Annotated in this window: 23 protein-coding genes; 11 read left to right on the top strand and 12 right to left on the bottom strand. The window is 54.0% G+C overall.

Annotated features, from left to right (window positions below):
- The first annotated feature begins 341 nt into the window (after window positions 1-341).
- The 4 genes from ACTU3N_RS05570 (at window position 342) to mtgA (ending at window position 5322) form a co-directional block, all read left to right on the top strand.
- Window positions 342-1268 carry a TIGR01212 family radical SAM protein gene (locus ACTU3N_RS05570; protein WP_443085146.1) on the top strand — a complete coding sequence of 309 codons (927 nt, stop codon included), beginning with the start codon at window positions 342-344 and terminating at the stop codon, window positions 1266-1268.
- Between the two features lie 105 nt (window positions 1269-1373).
- Window positions 1374-3710: an aerobic respiration two-component sensor histidine kinase ArcB gene (arcB, locus tag ACTU3N_RS05575; RefSeq protein WP_443085147.1), complete on the top strand. Its 2337-nt coding sequence runs from the start codon at window positions 1374-1376 to the stop codon at window positions 3708-3710.
- Between the two features lie 230 nt (window positions 3711-3940).
- A complete protein-coding gene (gene elbB / locus ACTU3N_RS05580) occupies window positions 3941-4594 on the top strand; it encodes an isoprenoid biosynthesis glyoxalase ElbB (RefSeq protein ID WP_443085148.1) in 654 nt (217 codons plus the stop codon).
- Complete coding sequence (gene mtgA / locus ACTU3N_RS05585) at window positions 4591-5322, top strand: monofunctional biosynthetic peptidoglycan transglycosylase (protein WP_443085149.1); 732 nt, start codon at window positions 4591-4593, stop codon at window positions 5320-5322. The genes elbB and mtgA overlap by 4 nt, the downstream gene beginning before the upstream one ends.
- Here mtgA and npr read toward each other — a convergent pair.
- From npr to ACTU3N_RS05640, 11 genes are all read right to left on the bottom strand, one after another.
- Window positions 5319-5591: a PTS phosphocarrier protein NPr gene (npr, locus tag ACTU3N_RS05590; protein WP_443085150.1), complete on the bottom strand. Its 273-nt coding sequence runs from the start codon at window positions 5589-5591 to the stop codon at window positions 5319-5321. The two genes, mtgA and npr, sit on opposite strands and share 4 nt — an antisense overlap.
- Window positions 5588-6442, bottom strand: coding sequence for an RNase adapter RapZ (gene rapZ / locus ACTU3N_RS05595; protein WP_443085151.1), 855 nt, complete (start codon window positions 6440-6442; stop codon window positions 5588-5590). Before rapZ ends, npr begins: the two co-directional genes overlap by 4 nt.
- 45 nt (window positions 6443-6487) lie before the next feature.
- Window positions 6488-6976 carry a PTS IIA-like nitrogen regulatory protein PtsN gene (gene ptsN, locus ACTU3N_RS05600; protein ID WP_443085152.1) on the bottom strand — a complete coding sequence of 163 codons (489 nt, stop codon included), beginning with the start codon at window positions 6974-6976 and terminating at the stop codon, window positions 6488-6490.
- Between the two features lie 83 nt (window positions 6977-7059).
- On the bottom strand, window positions 7060-7347 hold the full coding sequence (hpf, locus tag ACTU3N_RS05605) for a ribosome hibernation promoting factor (protein ID WP_443085153.1): 288 nt from the start codon (window positions 7345-7347) through the stop codon (window positions 7060-7062).
- 22 nt (window positions 7348-7369) lie between these two features.
- Window positions 7370-8803: an RNA polymerase factor sigma-54 gene (rpoN, locus tag ACTU3N_RS05610; protein ID WP_443085154.1), complete on the bottom strand. Its 1434-nt coding sequence runs from the start codon at window positions 8801-8803 to the stop codon at window positions 7370-7372.
- Between the two features lie 47 nt (window positions 8804-8850).
- Window positions 8851-9576 (bottom strand): LPS export ABC transporter ATP-binding protein, encoded by a 726-nt coding sequence (gene lptB, locus ACTU3N_RS05615; protein ID WP_443085155.1) that lies wholly within the window; start codon window positions 9574-9576, stop codon window positions 8851-8853.
- Between the two features lie 10 nt (window positions 9577-9586).
- Entirely contained in the window at window positions 9587-10141 is a 555-nt protein-coding gene (lptA, locus tag ACTU3N_RS05620; RefSeq protein WP_443085156.1) for a lipopolysaccharide ABC transporter substrate-binding protein LptA, read from the bottom strand.
- The gene (lptC, locus tag ACTU3N_RS05625; RefSeq protein WP_443085157.1) at window positions 10110-10685 is read right to left on the bottom strand and encodes an LPS export ABC transporter periplasmic protein LptC; all 576 of its coding nucleotides are present in this window, start codon (window positions 10683-10685) and stop codon (window positions 10110-10112) included. Before lptC ends, lptA begins: the two co-directional genes overlap by 32 nt.
- On the bottom strand, window positions 10682-11248 hold the full coding sequence (gene kdsC / locus ACTU3N_RS05630; RefSeq protein ID WP_443085158.1) for a 3-deoxy-manno-octulosonate-8-phosphatase KdsC: 567 nt from the start codon (window positions 11246-11248) through the stop codon (window positions 10682-10684). Before kdsC ends, lptC begins: the two co-directional genes overlap by 4 nt.
- 14 nt (window positions 11249-11262) lie before the next feature.
- The gene (gene kdsD / locus ACTU3N_RS05635; RefSeq protein ID WP_443085159.1) at window positions 11263-12249 is read right to left on the bottom strand and encodes an arabinose-5-phosphate isomerase KdsD; all 987 of its coding nucleotides are present in this window, start codon (window positions 12247-12249) and stop codon (window positions 11263-11265) included.
- A 13-nt stretch (window positions 12250-12262) separates the two neighbouring features.
- Window positions 12263-13237 carry a calcium/sodium antiporter gene (locus ACTU3N_RS05640; RefSeq protein ID WP_443085160.1) on the bottom strand — a complete coding sequence of 325 codons (975 nt, stop codon included), beginning with the start codon at window positions 13235-13237 and terminating at the stop codon, window positions 12263-12265.
- A 220-nt stretch (window positions 13238-13457) separates the two neighbouring features.
- Between ACTU3N_RS05640 and mlaF the strand changes: the two genes are divergently transcribed.
- The 7 genes from mlaF (at window position 13458) to murA (ending at window position 18253) form a co-directional block, all read left to right on the top strand.
- Entirely contained in the window at window positions 13458-14270 is an 813-nt protein-coding gene (mlaF, locus tag ACTU3N_RS05645) for a phospholipid ABC transporter ATP-binding protein MlaF (RefSeq protein WP_443085161.1), read from the top strand.
- Between the two features lie 7 nt (window positions 14271-14277).
- On the top strand, window positions 14278-15060 hold the full coding sequence (gene mlaE / locus ACTU3N_RS05650) for a lipid asymmetry maintenance ABC transporter permease subunit MlaE (protein ID WP_443085162.1): 783 nt from the start codon (window positions 14278-14280) through the stop codon (window positions 15058-15060).
- Between the two features lie 4 nt (window positions 15061-15064).
- Entirely contained in the window at window positions 15065-15619 is a 555-nt protein-coding gene (gene mlaD, locus ACTU3N_RS05655; RefSeq protein ID WP_443085163.1) for an outer membrane lipid asymmetry maintenance protein MlaD, read from the top strand.
- Between the two features lie 12 nt (window positions 15620-15631).
- Window positions 15632-16267 carry a phospholipid-binding protein MlaC gene (gene mlaC, locus ACTU3N_RS05660; protein WP_443085164.1) on the top strand — a complete coding sequence of 212 codons (636 nt, stop codon included), beginning with the start codon at window positions 15632-15634 and terminating at the stop codon, window positions 16265-16267.
- On the top strand, window positions 16267-16560 hold the full coding sequence (mlaB, locus tag ACTU3N_RS05665) for a lipid asymmetry maintenance protein MlaB (RefSeq protein ID WP_443085165.1): 294 nt from the start codon (window positions 16267-16269) through the stop codon (window positions 16558-16560). Before mlaC ends, mlaB begins: the two co-directional genes overlap by 1 nt.
- 127 nt (window positions 16561-16687) lie before the next feature.
- A complete protein-coding gene (gene ibaG / locus ACTU3N_RS05670) occupies window positions 16688-16942 on the top strand; it encodes a BolA family iron metabolism protein IbaG (protein WP_443085167.1) in 255 nt (84 codons plus the stop codon).
- A gap of 51 nt (window positions 16943-16993) precedes the next feature.
- Window positions 16994-18253 carry a UDP-N-acetylglucosamine 1-carboxyvinyltransferase gene (gene murA / locus ACTU3N_RS05675; protein WP_443085168.1) on the top strand — a complete coding sequence of 420 codons (1260 nt, stop codon included), beginning with the start codon at window positions 16994-16996 and terminating at the stop codon, window positions 18251-18253.
- Window positions 18254-18366: 113 nt separating this feature from the next.
- Here murA and sfsB read toward each other — a convergent pair whose 3' ends face one another.
- On the bottom strand, window positions 18367-18642 hold the full coding sequence (gene sfsB / locus ACTU3N_RS05680; RefSeq protein ID WP_443085169.1) for a DNA-binding transcriptional regulator SfsB: 276 nt from the start codon (window positions 18640-18642) through the stop codon (window positions 18367-18369).
- Between the last annotated feature and the right edge of the window lie 60 nt (window positions 18643-18702).

Consider the following 18702-nt stretch of genomic DNA (forward strand, 5'->3'; position numbering starts at 1 on the left):
CTGCGGATGCGGTGCAAGGCAGGCACAGAGTGTGATCTGACTCACTATCGAAAAGCGCTATTCCTGATGTTCTGTTCTGAGTGACGATTTAATGGCAGATAATAATGCTGCTTTGCGTGCGCAAGGCGCATAAACCCACTGTTTTTGGCTGATTTCACTATTTAGAGAAAATAACCGCTGAATATAAGCAAAAGTAATTGGCTGCTCGGTGCATGAAATAGCGATTATAGTGATTGATTATGCAATGAATATAGCCTTCCCGGGCGATTGATCCAGGTCATCGCCAATGAAAGCTAAAAGTGGCAGGCTACGCCCTTTCCTCCGGGCGGCCTTTCAGAATTATGCAGTTACAGAAATTAGTCAATATGTTTGGCGGCGATTTAGCGCGTCGCTATGGTCAAAAAGTTCATAAACTCACGCTACACGGCGGTTTTAGCTGCCCTAACCGCGACGGCACCATTGGCCGTGGCGGCTGCACCTTCTGCAATGTCGCCTCGTTTGCCGATGAAGCGCAGCAGTTTCGCTCAATTACCGAGCAGCTCGCGCATCAGGCGAACCTGGTCAATCGCGCCAAACGCTACCTCGCCTATTTCCAGGCCTATACCAGCACCTGGGCGGAAGTGCAGGTGTTACGCGATATGTACCGGCAGGCCGTCAGCCAGGCCAGTATCGTCGGGTTATGCGTCGGGACGCGCCCTGATTGCGTGCCGGAAGCGGTACTGGATCTGCTGTGTGAATATCACGAGCAGGGGTATGAAGTCTGGCTGGAGCTGGGCCTGCAAACTGCACATGATAAAACCCTGCATCGTATTAATCGCGGGCACGACTTTGCCTGCTATCAAAAAACGGCACGGCAGGCGCGTGAGCGCGGCCTGAAAGTGTGCACGCACCTTATCGTCGGTTTACCCAAAGAGCGGCTTCCTGACTACCTGGAGACCGTTTCACGCGTGGTCGAAACGGGCGTTGATGGCATCAAACTGCACCCGCTGCATATCGTGACCGGTAGTATCATGGCAAAAGCCTGGGAAGCGGGAAGGCTAAATGCTATCGGCCTTGATGAATATACGGTGGCGGCTGGAGAGATTATCCGCCATACACCGCCAGAAATTATTTTTCACCGTGTCAGCGCCAGCGCTCGCCGCCCAACATTACTGGCGCCGCTGTGGTGTGAAAATCGCTGGACGGGCATGGTTGAACTGGACCGCTATCTACGTGAAAACGGGTCGCAGGGGTCAGCGCTGGGGCGAAGCTGGCAGCTTCCCGACTAAACTGGCCGTTAATAAACCCGGAACCCACGCCGCATTTTTCGCACAAGTTACAACCTGTTGCTCAGAATTGGGTATTATTGTGCCGAATAGTTTGAGGAAATCTCTATGAAGCAAATCCGTTTACTGGCCCAGTATTATGTCGACCTGATGATGAAGCTGGGTCTGGTGCGCTTTTCGATGTTGCTGGCGTTGGCACTGGTGGTTCTGGCTATTGTGGTGCAAATGGCTGTCACAATGGTGCTGCAAGGGCAGGTAGAGAGTATTGATGTTATCCGCTCTATCTTTTTTGGCCTGCTGATTACCCCCTGGGCGGTCTATTTCTTGTCGGTGGTGGTTGAGCAACTGGAAGAGTCGCGCCAGCGTTTATCGCGCCTGGTGGAAAAGCTCGAAGAGATGCGCGACCGCGACCTGAAACTGAATGTGCAGCTAAAAAATAATATCGAGCAGCTTAACCAGGAAATAAGTGACCGCGAAAAAGCCGAGGCGGAGCGCAGAGAGACGCTTAAAAAACTCAAAACAGAGATGCAGGAGCGCGAGCAGACGCAAATCCAGCTCGAACAGCAATCCACTTTCCTGCGCTCTTTCCTCGACGCGTCGCCGGATCTGGTTTTCTATCGCAATGAAGACAAAGAGTTTTCCGGCTGTAACCGGGCGATGGAGCTACTGACGGGCAAGAGCGAGAAGCAGTTGATCCACCTGAAACCGCAGGACGTCTATTCGCCTGAGGCGGCAGAAAAAGTGATTGAGACGGATGAAAAAGTTTTCCGCCATAATGTGTCGCTAACCTATGAACAGTGGCTTGATTATCCCGACGGGCGCAAAGCCTGTTTTGAAATCCGTAAAGTGCCTTACTACGACCGCGTCGGTAAACGCCACGGGTTGATGGGGTTCGGGCGCGACATTACCGAGCGCAAACGCTATCAGGACGCGCTGGAGCGCGCCAGCCGTGATAAAACGACCTTCATCTCAACCATCAGCCATGAGTTGCGTACGCCGCTCAATGGTATCGTTGGCCTGAGCCGTATTTTGCTCGATACAGAACTGACGCAAGAGCAAGAGAAATACCTGAAGACTATCCATGTCTCTGCCGTGACGCTGGGGAATATCTTCAATGATATTATCGACATGGATAAGATGGAGCGGCGTAAGGTTAAGCTGGATAATCAACCGCTGGACTTCACCAGTTTCCTCGCAGACCTGGAAAACCTCTCTGGTCTGCAGGCACAGCAGAAAGGGCTGCGTTTTGTGCTGGAGCCTGCGCTGCCGCTGCCCCATCAGGTGATTACCGATGGCACACGCCTGCGGCAAATCCTCTGGAATCTTATTAGCAATGCCGTGAAGTTTACCCGCGACGGGCTGGTCGTGGTGCGGGTTAGCTATGGCGAAGGCGAGATGCTGCGCTTTGAAGTGCAGGATTCGGGTATCGGTATTCCCTATGAGGAGCAGGATAAAATCTTCGCCATGTATTATCAGGTGAAAGATTCCCACGGCGGAAAACCAGCAACTGGTACCGGCATTGGCCTCGCGGTGTCAAAACGGCTGGCAAAAAGCATGGGCGGCGATATTACCGTCAGCAGCCAGCCAGGCATGGGGTCTGTCTTTACCCTGACGGTACATGCGCCAGCGGTGGCCGAGGAGGTCGATGACGCTTTTGCTGACGATACGATGCCGCTACCGGCGCTGCATGTGCTGCTGGTGGAGGATATCGAACTTAATGTTATCGTCGCGCGCTCCGTGCTTGAGAAGCTCGGCAGTAGCGTGGACGTGGCCATGACGGGCAAGGCCGCGCTGGAGATGTTCAGTCCAGGCGAATACGACCTGGTGCTGCTGGACATCCAGTTGCCGGACATGACCGGGCTGGATATTTCACGGGAACTGACCCGCCGCTACTCGCGCGATGAGCTGCCTCCGTTAGTGGCGCTGACGGCCAATGTGCTGAAAGATAAACAGGAATATCTTGAAGCCGGTATGGATGATGTGTTGAGCAAACCGCTGGCGGTCCCGGCATTAACTGCCATGATTAAAAAATACTGGGACGCTGCGACAGAGGAGGAGGAGCACGTGACTACCGCAGGAAATGACAAAACGCAAACACTGCTGGATACCGCCATGCTTGAGCAGTATATCGAGCTGGTTGGCCCGAAACTCATCACCGACGGCGTAGAGGTGTTTGAAAAAATGATGCCGGGCTACCTGGCGGTGCTGGAATCAAACCTGACCGCGCGCGATCAGAAAGGTATCGTTGAGGAAGGGCATAAAATTAAAGGCGCTGCGGGCTCTGTCGGGCTACGCCACTTGCAACAGCTGGGGCAACAAATTCAGTCGCCCGATCTCCCTGCCTGGTGGGATAACGTGGGGGACTGGGTCGAAGAGATGAAGCAAGAGTGGCAGAACGATGTAGCGGTACTGAAAGCCTGGGTGGCAAACGCCGGAAAAAAATGACCCCGGATAAACCGGGGTGCGCGAATACTGCGCCAACACCAGGGAAACCGTGGCTGCGCCGTAATAGTTAGTTGTTTTTGCAAAGGGCGCAGTCAAAAAAATCAGACCGCACGCACATAAGATAGCAAATCTTAAATGATTTGTTACATCAATCAGTGAAATGTGTGAAGCATGGCGCTCTTATCAAAATTTTTAATTATCCCCGAAACGGTGACTAAAGGATGAGCGGAATGAAAAAAGTGGGCGTTATTCTCAGCGGTTCAGGCGTTTACGATGGCGCAGAGATACATGAAGCAGTCATTACACTTTTAGCAATCGCGCGCAATAACGCACAGGCTATATGCTTCGCGCCAGATAAAAGTCAGAGCGATGTAGTGAATCATCTAACAGGAGAGGTGATGGCAGAGAGCCGAAACGTGCTGATTGAATCGGCCCGTATAGCGCGTGGTGCCATCTTTCCTCTCGCGCAGGCATCAGAAAACGATCTGGATGCGCTGATTGTGCCCGGCGGTTTTGGTGCTGCGAAAAACCTCAGCAACTTTGCGCGTCTTGGCAGCGAGTGCACTGTCGATAGCACCTTTTCAGCGCTGGTAAAAAATATGCACCAGGCGGGTAAACCGCTGGGCTTAATGTGTATTGCACCGGCAATGCTGGGGAAAATTTTTGATTTTCCGCTGCGTCTTACCATCGGTACGGATGTTGATACCGCCGAAGTCCTGGAAGAGATGGGCGTTGAGCATGTGCCTTGCCCGGTAGACGATATCGTGGTCGACGAGGAGAACAAAGTGGTGACCACGCCAGCTTATATGCTGGCAGAGGATATCGCTCAGGCGGCAACAGGCATCGAAAAACTGGTCGCGCGCGTGCTGGCATTGACCGAATGAAGACGATGTTCCGTGGGCCGCTGAAAACAGTACTGAAACGTATTTTGCTGCGCATTGTGCTGGTTTTGGCTGTTTTCTGGGGGGGCAGTATTGTCCTGTTTAGCTTCTTACCGGTGCCGTTTTCTGCCGTTATGATTGAGCGGCAGCTTGGCGCATGGTTTTCCGGTGATTTCAGCTATGTTGCGCACTCAGACTGGGTCAGTATGGATGAGATCTCGCCGTGGATGGCGCTGGCCGTTGTGGCGGCGGAAGATCAGCGTTTTCCCGATCACTGGGGGCTTGATGTATCGGCCATCCAGAAAGCATTGTCGCATAACGAGCGGCATGAAAACCGTATTCGCGGCGCATCGACTATCTCCCAGCAAACGATGAAAAATCTGCTGCTGTGGGATGGCAAAAGCTGGGTGCGCAAAGGGCTGGAAGCAGGGCTGACGCTGGGGATGGAAGCCGTATGGAGCAAACGGCGGATCCTGACGGTTTATCTTAATATTGCCGAGTTCGGCGACGGCGTGTTTGGCGTGGAAGAAGCGGCGCAGCGCTATTTTCATAAGCCCGCCAGTCGGCTTTCCATGTCGGAAGCCGCGCTGCTGGCTGCGGTGCTGCCAAACCCGATACGTTTTAAAGCGGCATCGCCCTCCGGCTATGTACGTAACCGCCAGGCATGGATCATGCGCCAGATGCGCCAGTTAGGCGGCGAGAGGTTTTTGCAGGAGAACAAGCTCTATTAATCTTCGTCGAAGCCTGCGATAAACAGCGCGATCACCGCATCCAGCGCTTCCTGCTCCTGCGGGCCGCTGGCTTCTATCTCAATCTGCCGCCCTTTTGCGGAATCCAGCATCAGCAAGGCAATCACGCTGCTGGCTTCCGCGACGGTGCCGTCTTCGTTACGCAGCAACACTTCCGCATCAAACCCCTGCACCAGCTCGAACAGTTTCATTGCCGGGCGTGCATGCATGCCCAGCTTGTTGGTGACTTCTACGGTCTGTTTTACGGTCATGTTTTGCGTTTTTCCAGCGTACGATGACGGGACTGAACGTTTTTACCCCGCGAGCGGAAGTAATCCGCCAGCTGTTCTGCGATATACACAGAGCGGTGTTTCCCGCCGGTACAGCCGATAGCAACGGTCAGGTAACTACGGTTATTGGTCTCCAGCATCGGTAGCCACAGCTCAAGATAACTGCGCGTCTGGTAGATAAAATTGTGAACTTCGGTGTGCCGGTCTAGAAACGCGGCGACGGGTTTATCAAGGCCGGTCATTGGACGCAGCTTCGGGTCCCAGTGAGGATTGGGCAAAAAGCGGACGTCAAAAACGTAATCCGCATCGATAGGAATGCCGTGCTTAAAGCCAAAGGATTCAAACACCATCGTCAGTTCGCGCTCGCGTTTACCCAGCAGGCGTGTGCGCAGCATCTCTGCCAGCTCATGCACTGACATCTCTGAAGTATCAACAATGAGATCGGCGCGGGAGCGCAGCGGCTCCAGCAGGTTGCTCTCTTCATCGATGGCGCTTTCCAGCGAGAGATTTTTGCTGGAGAGCGGATGCAGTCGGCGCGTATCGCTGTAGCGGCGGATCAGGGTGTTGCGATCCGCATCCAGAAACAGCAGCTGCGGGGAGAACACGTCCGGCAGGTTATTCATCGCCTGCTCAAAGATCTCAGGCGATTCGGGCATATTGCGCACATCAATGCTCACGGCTGCGGATATTTGACGATCGGCAAGGGAGCGCGCCAGATCCGGCAGCAGTACCACCGGCAGGTTATCGACGCAATAAAAGCCCATATCCTCCAGGGCGCGCAGCGCAACTGATTTGCCAGAACCCGAACGACCGCTGACAATCATCAGGACCATGAACCATTTCTCCTCAGGTCGACGGATAAAAAGGCTAACTTCCCGTTACGCATCGTCGTTTTCACCTTCCGTCTGCGTAATGATTTGATATAACTCTTCATCGCTTTGCGCGGCGCGCAGGCGTCGGCAAATCGTTTTGTCCGCCAGCCGTTTCGCCACCAGCGACAGCGTATGCAGGTGCGTTTTGGTTTGATCTGCCGGAACCAGCAGGGCAAACAGGAGATCGACAGGCTGATTATCAATAGCGTCGAAAGGGATAGGCGTTTCGAGTTGCACAAAAACGCCAACGGCACGAAGCGTGTCTTCTTCGAGTTTACCGTGCGGAATGGCAAGACCATTGCCAATACCGGTGCTGCCCATTTTTTCGCGGGTAAGTATCGCTTCAAAAACGACCTGCGGCGGCAGGCCAAGCTGTTTTGCAGCCAGTTCGCTGATAATTTCCAGCGCACGCTTTTTGCTCTGGCAGTGCACGCCGCTACGAGTACATTCCTGGTTAAGAACAGTGCTCAGTTGAAGAGCCGAATCGTTATTCATAGTAATTTCACCTGAGCGGCGCCAGTGCAAGAACCCTGCCGGGTTGCGGCAGGGTTCCACGCGCCAAACGGACGCTCGGACAATTAGTGTTGTTTCAGTTTATCTTTATGCTTCGTCAGTTGCCTCGCCAGTTTATCAATTAAACCGTCGATAGCAGCATACATATCCTGCCCTTCCGCACTGGCATGAAGCTCGCCTCCATTGACATGCAGTGTTGCATCCGAAGTGTGAGTCACTTTCTCCACTTTCAGCACAATATAGACCTGATTGATCCTCTCGAAATATTGCTCAAGCTTAGCAAATTTATTGTTCACAAATTCGCGCAGAGCATCCGTAATCTCAACGTTCTGTCCTGTGATGTTAAGCTGCATAGTGTCTTCCTTATCGGTTGGGTCACACCAGCTGCTTGCGCTGGTTAGACGGCGGAATGGATAAAGATTCGCGATACTTAGCCACGGTACGCCGCGCAACCATGATCCCTTGACTGGAAAGCATTGTTGTCAGCTTACTGTCGCTAAGCGGTTTCGCTGGGTTTTCTGCGGCGATTAATTTTTTAACCAGCGCACGAATAGCCGTCGAGGAGGCTTCGCCGCCGCCTTCGGTGCTCACATGGCTTGAGAAAAAATATTTAAGTTCGAAAATGCCGCGGGGACTGTGCAGATACTTCTGGGTGGTGACACGAGAAATAGTGGACTCGTGCATATCAACAGCGTGGGCGATATCCGCCAACACCATCGGTTTCATAAATTCTTCGCCCTGCTCAAAGAAGGCCTGCTGCTGTTCTACGATACAGCGGCTGACGCGAAGCAGGGTGTCGTTACGGCTTTCAAGGCTCTTAATCAGCCATTTCGCTTCCTGCAAATTGCTGCGAATAAACTGGCTGTCGGCTTCGTTGCGCGTGCCGCTGCACATGGCGGCGTACTGCTGATTGATTTGCAGGCGGGGAATGCTGTCGGAATTGAGTTCAACCACCCAACGACCATTATGCTTACGCACCAGCACATCCGGGATGACATATTCCGGCTCGCCGGTCTGAATCGACTGACCCGGACGAGGGTCCAGCGACTGAATAAGATTTACCGCTTCTTTTAGCACGTCTTCTTTCAGGCGCGTGACACGCATCAGCGTGCGGAAATCATGGTTAGCCAGCAAGTCGAGGTGCTCGCTGATAATCAGCCGGGCTTCCTCGCACCACGGGGTGTTTTTGGCAAACTGTGAGAGCTGAACGAGCAGGCAATCGCGAAGATCGCGCGCGGCAACGCCGACAGGATCAAAACGTTGGATGCGCTTTAACACCGCTTCGACTTCATCAAGGCCAATGGTTTCATTGCCCATGCTTTCCAGAATCTCTTCCAGTGAAACGGTAAGATAACCGGTCTCGTCTACCGCATCGACAATCGACGTCGCAATGGCGCGATCGGTATCGGTAAAGGGCGTCAGCTCCACTTGCCACATTAAATAATCCTGCAGCGTCTGAGTGGTTTCGCCCTGATAAATGGGCAGCTCGTCGTCCAGATAATCATTGCTGCTGCCGGAAGGTGTGCCTGCGGTGTAAATCTCATCCCAGCTGGCATCCAGCGGCAGCTCGTCCGGCATCTCTTTTTGCTCAAGCGCGTCTACGGTATCGAGGCCTTCGTTGTCCTGGCTTTGCTCTGCGTCGATTTCTTCATGAAGATCGGTTTGTTCCAGCAGCGGATTACTCTCCAGCGCCTGCTGAAGTTCCTGCTGGAGTTCTAACGTTGACAGCTGCAGCAGACGGATAGCCTGTTGCAGTTGCGGCGTCATGGCTAGCTGTTGGCTAAGCCGTAGTTGCAAACCTTGCTTCATATTCAGAGCAGCACTCTCCGTCAAGAACGTCTATAAGCCCTACCCTATCAGAGTCTGAACCCTTCCCCAAGATATACGCGTTTAACGTGTTCGTCTTCAAGGATTTGCTGCGGGGTTCCGTGGGCAATCAGATGCCCCTGACTGACGATGTACGCGCGCTCACATACCGCCAGCGTTTCACGCACATTGTGGTCGGTAATCAGCACACCGAGACCGCTATCGCGCAAATGCTCAATAATACGTTTGATATCGATAACCGAGATCGGATCGACACCGGCAAAAGGCTCATCGAGCAAAATAAATTTCGGGTTTGCCGCCAGCGCGCGGGCAATTTCCACACGGCGACGTTCCCCGCCGGACAGCGCCTGGCCCATGCTGTCACGCAGATGCTCGATATGGAACTCCTCCATCAGCTCATTGGCGCGATCTTCACGCTGCTCGGCGCTCAGATCGTCACGAATTTGCAGCACCGCCATCAGGTTGTCATACACGCTCAGGCGGCGAAAAATAGAGGCTTCCTGCGGCAGATAACCGATACCACGTCGCGCGCGGGCGTGCAGCGGCAGCAGGCTGATATCCTCATCATCAATAATAATATTACCGGCATCGCGTGGCACAATACCTACCACCATATAAAAGGTGGTGGTTTTCCCTGCACCGTTCGGGCCAAGCAGCCCGACGATTTCGCCGGAATTAACGGTCAGACTAACGTCCTCTACCACGCGACGGCCTTTATAGGCTTTGGCGAGGTTCTTTGCAGTTAATGTTGCCATAACGAATTAGTTACTCTTTTTTTTCTGCCGGAGCCGTGGTGGCGTTGTTCTTGTCCTGCAACTGCGACGGTACCAGTACCGTCGTCACGCGTTTGCCTTTTTCACTGAACGCCTGCATTTTTTGCTCTTTCACCAGATAAGTGATTTTGTCGCCTTTGATATTGCTATCAAGCTGTTCAAGATAAGCATTCCCGGTCAGTTCGACAAAATCCTTCGCCAGCTCATAATGCATTTTCGACGCATGGCCTTTTACCGGCTTGCCGTTGTCCTGCATTTGATAAAACGTGGCCGGGTTGCCATAGCCGTCGATAACCTCTTTGCCCTGTTCGCCGCCAGGACGCGTGACCACAACTTTGTCGGCATTGATCTTAATGGTGCCCTGAGTCACCACGACGTTCCCGGTGAAGGTGACCACATTACCTTGCATATCCAGCGACTGCTGATCGGAGTCGATATGGATAGGCTGCTCGGTATCACCCGTTTTGGCAAATGACGGGAGCGCGGCGGCTAAAAGCGTACCTGCGAGTATCAGATTAAGGCTGCGTTTGTTTGTTTTGAATTTCATAGGAGCTTCTAACCTTTTCAATCAGCTCGGCGTTTTTGCTGCGTAAATTGCCGCGCATTTTCAGGCCGGTGGAATTAAAAGTTGTACCGTACAACGTGACCCGATCATCTGACGTAACATCTTGCGTCACCAGGTTGATCCGGGCGTTATCCGTGGTAATTTTTCTAAGCTGAGCGTCTGCGGTTAGCGCATCAACCTCAACGTTGCCGTAAAGATAAAGCATTCTGTCATCGGTCAGTTTGGCTTTATCCGCCTTAATCGACCAGGTCGGTACCTTTTCTTTATCAAAGGTAGTCAGCCGTGGCTGAGCAAACCAACTGATGCCATCGCTGGAAAAGTACTCAACATTTTGTGCTATCAGGCGGTAGGTTAACGCGCCTTCCGGGCTGTAAACCACGGTATCGGTATGCTTACTGGTGTAAGTCGGGTCAGTGTTCTCTGTGGCGACCTGTTCCGGCTCATCCTGCGTGGTCAGGTTTATGCCAATCAGTACCAGTGCGACCAGCGCCAGCAAAATAATGACCCAACGTCTGGTTTTACTCATATTGATTGCCCTTTGGCTTCATCCAGTTTTCCCTGCGCCAGCAGCAGTAAATCACAGACTTCGCGCACCGCGCCACGGCCACCATTGATGCGTGTAATATAATCCACGCGCGATAGCAGCAGGGGATGCGCATCGGCAACGGCGACGCTGAAACCAATTTCCGCCATTACCGGCCAGTCGATAAGATCATCGCCAACATATGCCACTTGCTCCGGTGTGAGCGCCAGCTTGCTTAGCAGCTCGCGGTACGCCAGCAGTTTATCAGACTGGCCCTGATAGAGATGCGTGATACCCAGCGTCTCGCAACGATCTTCTACCAGTTTAGCTTTTCGCCCGGTAATTATGGCGACGTCAATGCCAGAAGTGAGCGCGCAGCGGATACCATACCCGTCACGGACGTTAAATGCTTTCAGCTCTTCTCCATTGTTGCCCATATAAATGAGCCCGTCAGATAACACGCCATCCACATCAAGGATCAGCAGGCGGATTTTCTCCGCCCTGGCGATGACTTGCGCGCTTACCGGCCCATAACAGGTGGCAAGCGACGCGCCAGTATTACTCATTCTTTTGTCCTTCTTTACACTACGCCTGCGCGCAGCAGATCATGCATATGTAACACACCCAGCAACTGCTCGCCATCAGCAACCAGAACGGAGGTGATGTGTTTTGATTGCATCAGGTTCAGCGCATCCACCGCCAGCGTGTTTGGCCGCACGCGAATACCGCCCGGCGTCATCACATCTGCGATACCAAGGCTTCGCACATCGCCTCCCATATCGAACACCCGGCGCAAGTCACCATCGGTAAAGATACCTTCAATCTTCATCAGATCGTCGCAGATAACCGTCATACCGAGGTTTTTACGCGTAATTTCCAGTAGCGCATCGCGCAGGCTGGCATCTTTACTGACGTGCGGGATTTCATCCCCGGTGTGCATTATGTCATTAACGCGCAGCAGCAGTTTACGGCCCAGCGCGCCGCCCGGATGAGAGAGCGCAAAATCTTCCGCCGTAAAGCCGCGTGCTTTTAATAGCGCAACGGCCAGCGCATCGCCCATCACCAGCGCGGCGGTGGTGCTGGAGGTCGGCGCAAGTCCGAGCGGGCAGGCTTCTTTTGGCACCTTCACGCACAGATGAATATCCGCCGCGCGGGCCATGCTGCTTTCCGGGCGGCTGGTCATGCAGATAAGCGAAACATTCAGGCGCTTGAGTACCGGGATCAGCGCAAGGATCTCGTTGGACTCGCCAGAGTTAGACAGCGCAATCACCACATCCTGCGGGCTAACCATGCCTAAATCTCCGTGCGCGGCTTCGCCAGGATGCACAAAGAAAGAGGGGGTGCCGGTGCTGGCGAAGGTGGCGGCCATTTTTCTGCCGATATGGCCAGATTTGCCCATCCCCATCACCACCACTTTCCCGGCGCAGTAAAAAATCTTCTCGCATGCCTGGGTAAAGTCGTCGTTGATGTATTGATCCAGTTCAGCGAGGCCTTCGCGTTCAATCTCCAGAACCTCGCGGCCTGCGTGCTGAAAGTCAAATCCCGGCGGTAAATCTATGTGCGACATAATGCGTATCCGATTATCCAGACAAAAGCGGCGACAGCCAGTACAGCAGCGCCAGCCAGATGATAAACCCGCTTAACAACAGCGCGCCCACGCCCCTGCTAATCTGCTTACGTTTCCAGCAGAAAAGGGCAAAAATGGCGCCGACGACCAGCATCACGCCATAATCACGCGTAAACGCCAGCGGGTTGAACGCCCCCGGCGCAATCAGCGCGGGCAAACCCAGAACGATAGCGATATTAAAAATGTTGGAGCCAATAATATTGCCAATGGCGATATCGTCCTCACCTTTCCGTGCGCCGGCGATGGCTGTCGCCAGCTCAGGCAGGCCGGTGCCGATAGCGATCACCGTCAGGCCAATCGTTAACTCGCTAATAGCAAAATAGTTTGCCACCACGGTAGCGTTATCGACCACCATACGCGTTGCCATCGGCATAATAATCAGCGCCACGCCCAGCCACAGGCAGGCGACGGAGAGACTGCCTTCGCGCGGTAGCTCAGCCAACTGCTCACGGGTCAGGCTATCGTTGCCCTGGCGCTCGGCCAGGCGCGCAATCTTAACAATGTACATCAGCCATAGCACGGCTAATAACAGTAAAATGATGCCATCAAGCCGCGTAAGTTCCCCTCCAGTCAGCACTACACCGGCTAATAAGCTGGCGACTAAGGTTAACGGTAGTTCACGGCGCAAAATATCGGAATGCACGGTAAAAGGATGGAGCAGGGCGGCAACACCGAGGATCAACAGAATATTGGTAATGTTGGATCCGATAGCGGTACCGATAGCCAGATCCAGCTGGCCATGTAACGATGCGGCGACAGAGGTAATGATCTCCGGCAGCGAGGTACCGATGCTGACAACCGTCATGCCGATAATCAGCGGCGGAACGCCCAATGAGCGGCACAAAATAGATGCTGCAAACACCAGCCGATCGGCGCTGTAGACCACCAGCAGCAAACCAATAATCAACAGCGCTGTCGCTAAAAGCATCTAAAGTCCTTTCTTCAGGTATAATCCGCAGGCCGCCATGCCGGAAAAACCGGGGATCTCGCGTAACGTAATGATTCCTAATTTTGACTTTATGCGGCTCAAAAGTAAAACAAATGCCAGCTTTCGCTAACTCTCGCAGGTAATATTCTGTAAAAATGGTCGGTTCTTGCCGTTATCAGGCGACATGCTTGTTATAAAGTAAGCTTATGAGGAAGAGTACATGAGCCAGACGATGGCGAATCTGGTCGAAGTTCGTGGCGTCAGTTTCTCCCGTGGTAGCCGCCCAATCTTCGATAACATTTCTTTGACGGTGCCGCGCGGTAAAATCACGGCGATCATGGGCCCCTCCGGGATCGGTAAAACCACGCTTTTACGTTTGATAGGCGGGCAAATTCCGCCGGACAGCGGCGAGATCCTGTTTGATGGTGAAAACGTGCCGGCCATGACCCGTTCGCGTCTGTTTACCGTGCGTAAGCGTATGAGCATGCTGTTTCAGTCCGGCGCGCTGTTTACCGATATGAACGTGTTTGACAACGTTGCTTACCCCTTGCGCGAGCATACACATTTACCCGCGCCGCTTTTGCATAGTACGGTGATGATGAAACTCGAAGCCGTTGGGCTGCGCGGAGCGGCGAAGCTGATGCCGTCAGAGCTGTCCGGCGGTATGGCGCGGCGCGCGGCGCTGGCGCGTGCGATTGCGCTGGAGCCAGATCTGATAATGTTCGATGAACCTTTTGTCGGGCAGGATCCGATTACCATGGGCGTGCTGGTAAAATTAATTTCTGAACTGAACAGCGCGCTCGGTGTGACCTGTATCGTTGTGTCGCACGACGTTCCCGAAGTACTCAGTATCGCGGATTACGCCTATATCGTGGCGGACAGAAAAATTGTTGCCCACGGAAGCGCGCAGGGGCTACAGGAGAATAGCGATCCTCGGGTGCGTCAGTTCCTTGATGGTATTGCCGACGGGCCGGTTCCGTTTCGTTACCCGGCCGGCGACTATCAGCTCGATTTATTAGAATCAGGGAGTTAAGCCACTCATGCTGTTAAATGTACTGGCAGCGCTGGGGCATCGCGGCATCAAAACTATCGCCACGTTTGGGCGCGCGGGTTTGATGCTTTTTAACGCGGTGGTCGGCAAGCCAGAATTCCGTAAGCATGCACCGTTGCTGGTTCGCCAGCTCTATAACGTTGGCGTGTTGTCGATGCTCATCGTGATTGTTTCCGGCGTGTTTATCGGTATGGTGCTGGGTTTGCAAGGCTACCTGGTGCTGACGACCTATAGCGCGGAGACCAGCCTCGGTATGCTGGTGGCGCTCTCGCTGCTGCGTGAACTGGGGCCGGTGGTCGCCGCGCTGCTGTTCGCCGGGCGCGCCGGGTCGGCGCTGACCGCAGAAATAGGCCTGATGCGCGCGACTGAGCAGCTCTCCAGCCTCGAAATGATGGCCGTTGACCCGCTTCGCCGGGTGATTTCGCCGCGCTTCTGGGCCGGGGTTATCTCGCTGCCGTTGCTGACAGTAATTTTTGTCGCCGTGGGTATCTGGGGCGGTTCGCTGGTTGGCGTGAACTGGAAAGGTATCGATAGCGGCTTTTTCTGGAGCGCGATGCAAAACGCGGTCGACTGGCGCCTCGACCTGATGAATTGTCTGATTAAAAGCGTGGTGTTTGCCATCACCGTGACCTGGATTGCTTTGTTTAACGGTTACGATGCGATCCCGACCTCTGCCGGGATCAGCCGGGCGACAACGCGCACCGTTGTGCACTCCTCGCTGGCCGTGCTTGGCCTTGATTTTGTGCTCACCGCATTGATGTTTGGGAATTGAGTTCATGCAAACGAAAAAAAGTGAAATTTGGGTAGGCGTATTTCTCGTGCTGGCGCTGCTGGCGGCACTGTTTATCTGCCTGAAAGCTGCCGATGTCAGCTCAATGCGTACTGAGCCTACCTACCGTGTTTACGCAACGTTCGACAACATTGGCGGCCTGAAAGCGCGCTCGCCGGTGCGTATCGGTGGCGTGGTTGTCGGGCGGGTCGCTGATATCACCCTTGATCCAAAAACGTATCTGCCGCGCGTTGCGCTGGATATCGAAGATCGTTACAACCAGATCCCGGACACCAGTTCGCTGGCGATCCGCACCTCAGGTCTGCTGGGTGAGCAATACATCGCGCTGAATGTGGGTTTCGACGATCCGGAAATGGGAACATCTATGCTTAAAGAGGGCAGCACGATTCAGGATACCAAGTCCGCGATGGTGCTGGAGGATCTCATCGGACAATTCCTTTACAACAGTAAAGGCAGCGATAATAAGAATTCAGACGATGCGGCACCGTCAGGTGTGGGTAATACTCAAAGCACGCCGTCTGAAGGCCAGTCGAATCAATAAGGAGAAAGACGCATGTTTAAACGTCTGTTAATGGTCGCTCTGCTGGTGGTTGCACCGCTGGGCGCAGCTGTGGCTGCCGATCAAAGCAACCCCTATGCAACGATGAAAGAAGCGGCACAGAAAACGTTCGATCGCCTGAAAAACGAACAGCCGAAAATTCGCTCTAACCCTGATTACCTGCGCGATGTGGTCGATCAGGAACTCCTGCCGTATGTGCAGGTAAAATATGCCGGCGCGCTGGTGCTGGGCCGTTACTATAAAGACGCGACGCCTGCGCAACGCGAGGCCTATTTCGCGGCCTTCCGTGAATACCTGAAACAGGCTTACGGCCAGGCGCTGGCGATGTATCACGGGCAAACTTACCAGATAGCGCCAGAAAAACCGCTGGGCGATGCGACCATCGTGCCCATCCGAGTGACCATTATCGATCCAAACGGCCGCCCGCCGGTTCGTCTGGACTTCCAGTGGCGTAAAAACACGCAGACCGGCAACTGGCAGGCGTATGACATGATAGCCGAAGGGGTCAGCATGATAACCACCAAACAGAATGAGTGGAGCGATCTGCTGCGCACCAAAGGGATCGATGGTCTGACTGCACAGTTGCAGTCGATCTCACGCCAGAAAATCACTCTGGATGAGAAAAAATAATGACCGCGCAGTTAAGCTGGTCGCGTGAAGGCGATCGCCTGGCGCTGCTGGGCGAGCTGGATCAGGATGTGCTAAACCCACTGTGGGACGCCCGTAAAGAAGCGATGGACGGCGTCTCCTGCATCGATTTAAACGGTGTCACCCGCGTCGATACGGCCGGTGTGGCGCTCCTGGTGCATCTGGTTGCGCAGGGCAAAAAGCAGGGCCGTGAGGTCACTCTCGCGGGTCTGAGTGACAATGTTGCCACGTTAGCGGCGCTGTATAATTTGCCGCAGGATGTATTGCCCCGCTAATTTTTTCAAAACGTTACTATTAAAAGCCCCATCCGGATAAAGATGGGGCTTTTTGCTTGTTTAAGACAGCGCCACTTTCCTCTAAGATGTGGGACTGTTTTCACTATTTAGATGAATATTTACGCCCATGGAAAATCATGAAATTCAGTCAGTGCTGATGCAGGCACTTTCTCTCCAGGAAGCCCACGTCTCTGGCGATGGCAGTCACTTTCAGGTTATTGCTGTGGGTGAGATTTTTGACGGCATGAGCCGGGTCAAAAAACAGCAGACCATTTACGGCCCGCTGATGGAGTACATCGCGGACAACCGTATACATGCCTTGTCGATCAAAGCTTATACGCCTGCGGAGTGGGCGCGCGATCGCAAACTAAACGGTTTTTGAGTGCGTCGGGTAAACCGCCGCGCGTGTGAATTCTTAACAGAGATCAGATGAATGGATAAGTTTCGTGTACAGGGGCCAACGCGTCTCCAGGGCGAAGTGACAATTTCCGGCGCGAAAAACGCCGCGCTGCCGATCCTCTTCGCGGCCCTGCTGGCAGAAGAGCCGGTGGAGATCCGTAACGTTCCGAAACTCAAAGATATTGATACCACCATGAAGCTGCTCAGCCAGCTGGGCACGAAGGTGGAGCGCAATGGTTCTGTATGGATCGATGCGAGCAAGGTCAATGTATTTTGCGCCCCTTACGAGCTGGTGAAAACCATGCGTGCGTCTATCTGGGCGCTCGGCCCGCTGGTGGCGCGTTTCGGTCAGGGCCAGGTCTCGCTGCCGGGCGGCTGTGCAATCGGCGCGCGTCCGGTGGATCTGCATATTACCGGCCTTGAGCAGCTGGGTGCTGAGATCAAACTGGAAGAGGGCTACGTTAAGGCGTCGGTCAATGGTCGCCTGAAAGGCGCGCATATCGTGATGGATAAGGTCAGCGTGGGCGCGACGGTGACGATTATGTCTGCCGCGACGCTTGCCGAAGGCACCACCATTATCGAAAACGCGGCCCGTGAGCCGGAAATCGTTGATACCGCCAACTTCCTTAACACATTAGGCGCGAAAATCTCCGGTATGGGCACCGATCGCATCACGATCGAAGGTGTTGAGCGCCTCGGCGGCGGTGTTTATCGCGTACTGCCGGATCGTATCGAAACCGGGACGTTCCTGGTGGCGGCGGCTATCTCCGGCGGCAAAATCGTTTGTCGCAACGCGCAGCCGGATACGCTGGATGCTGTGCTGGCGAAACTGCGTGATGCCGGTGCGGAAATTGAAACCGGTGAAGACTGGATTAGCCTGGACATGCACGGCAAGCGTCCAAAAGCGGTCAACGTGCGTACCGCGCCGCATCCGGGCTTCCCGACCGATATGCAGGCACAGTTCACCTTGCTGAACCTGGTGGCCGAAGGGACCGGTGTGATCACCGAAACCATTTTTGAAAACCGCTTCATGCACATTCCGGAACTGATCCGTATGGGTGCGCATGCGGAAATCGAAAGCAACACCGCGATTTGCCACGGCGTGGAGAAACTCTCCGGTGCGCAGGTGATGGCAACCGATCTGCGTGCTTCTGCGAGCCTTGTGCTGGCAGGCTGTATCGCCGAAGGCACCACTGTCGTTGATCGTATCTATCATATCGACCGTGGTTATGAACGCATTGAGGACAAACTCAGCGCGTTGGGTGCCCGTATTGAGCGCGTGAAAGCTGAATAACGTTGCAATTTGTTGAGGAGAAGGGGGCTTTTGCTCCCTTTTTCTTTGCCGGCGGAAAAACTGGCACCCCCCTGCTGCGGGAAGCGAGGGGGATGATTGCTGGGTTTTGACGATTACTCTTCGGTCTTTTTCTTCCTCATCAGTTTTGTTTTATCGATAAACTCGTTGGTCACCGGATCGTGGTAGCGCGAAGGCCAGATAACCCAGGGCTGGGTACCCAGCGCACGGGCAATCAGTAATTCCCCTTTCGGCCACGAGCGTGTGAGCGCGTTGGCGAGTGTTGATGAGCTAAGCCCGCTGTTACGCGATACCGCTGCCAGTGAGGTTCCCTTCTTACGCAGTCCTGCGATAATGTCGGCATGGTGCCAGTCAATAAATTTAGTTTGCATTCTGTCTCCCTGAAGTACTAAATGGCCGGCTTTTCCCCGGCAACGTTTATTACTATCTCA

It is taken from the genome of Vagococcus sp. WN89Y (assembly GCF_052220145.1).
Taxonomy (GTDB): domain Bacteria; phylum Pseudomonadota; class Gammaproteobacteria; order Enterobacterales; family Enterobacteriaceae; genus Kosakonia.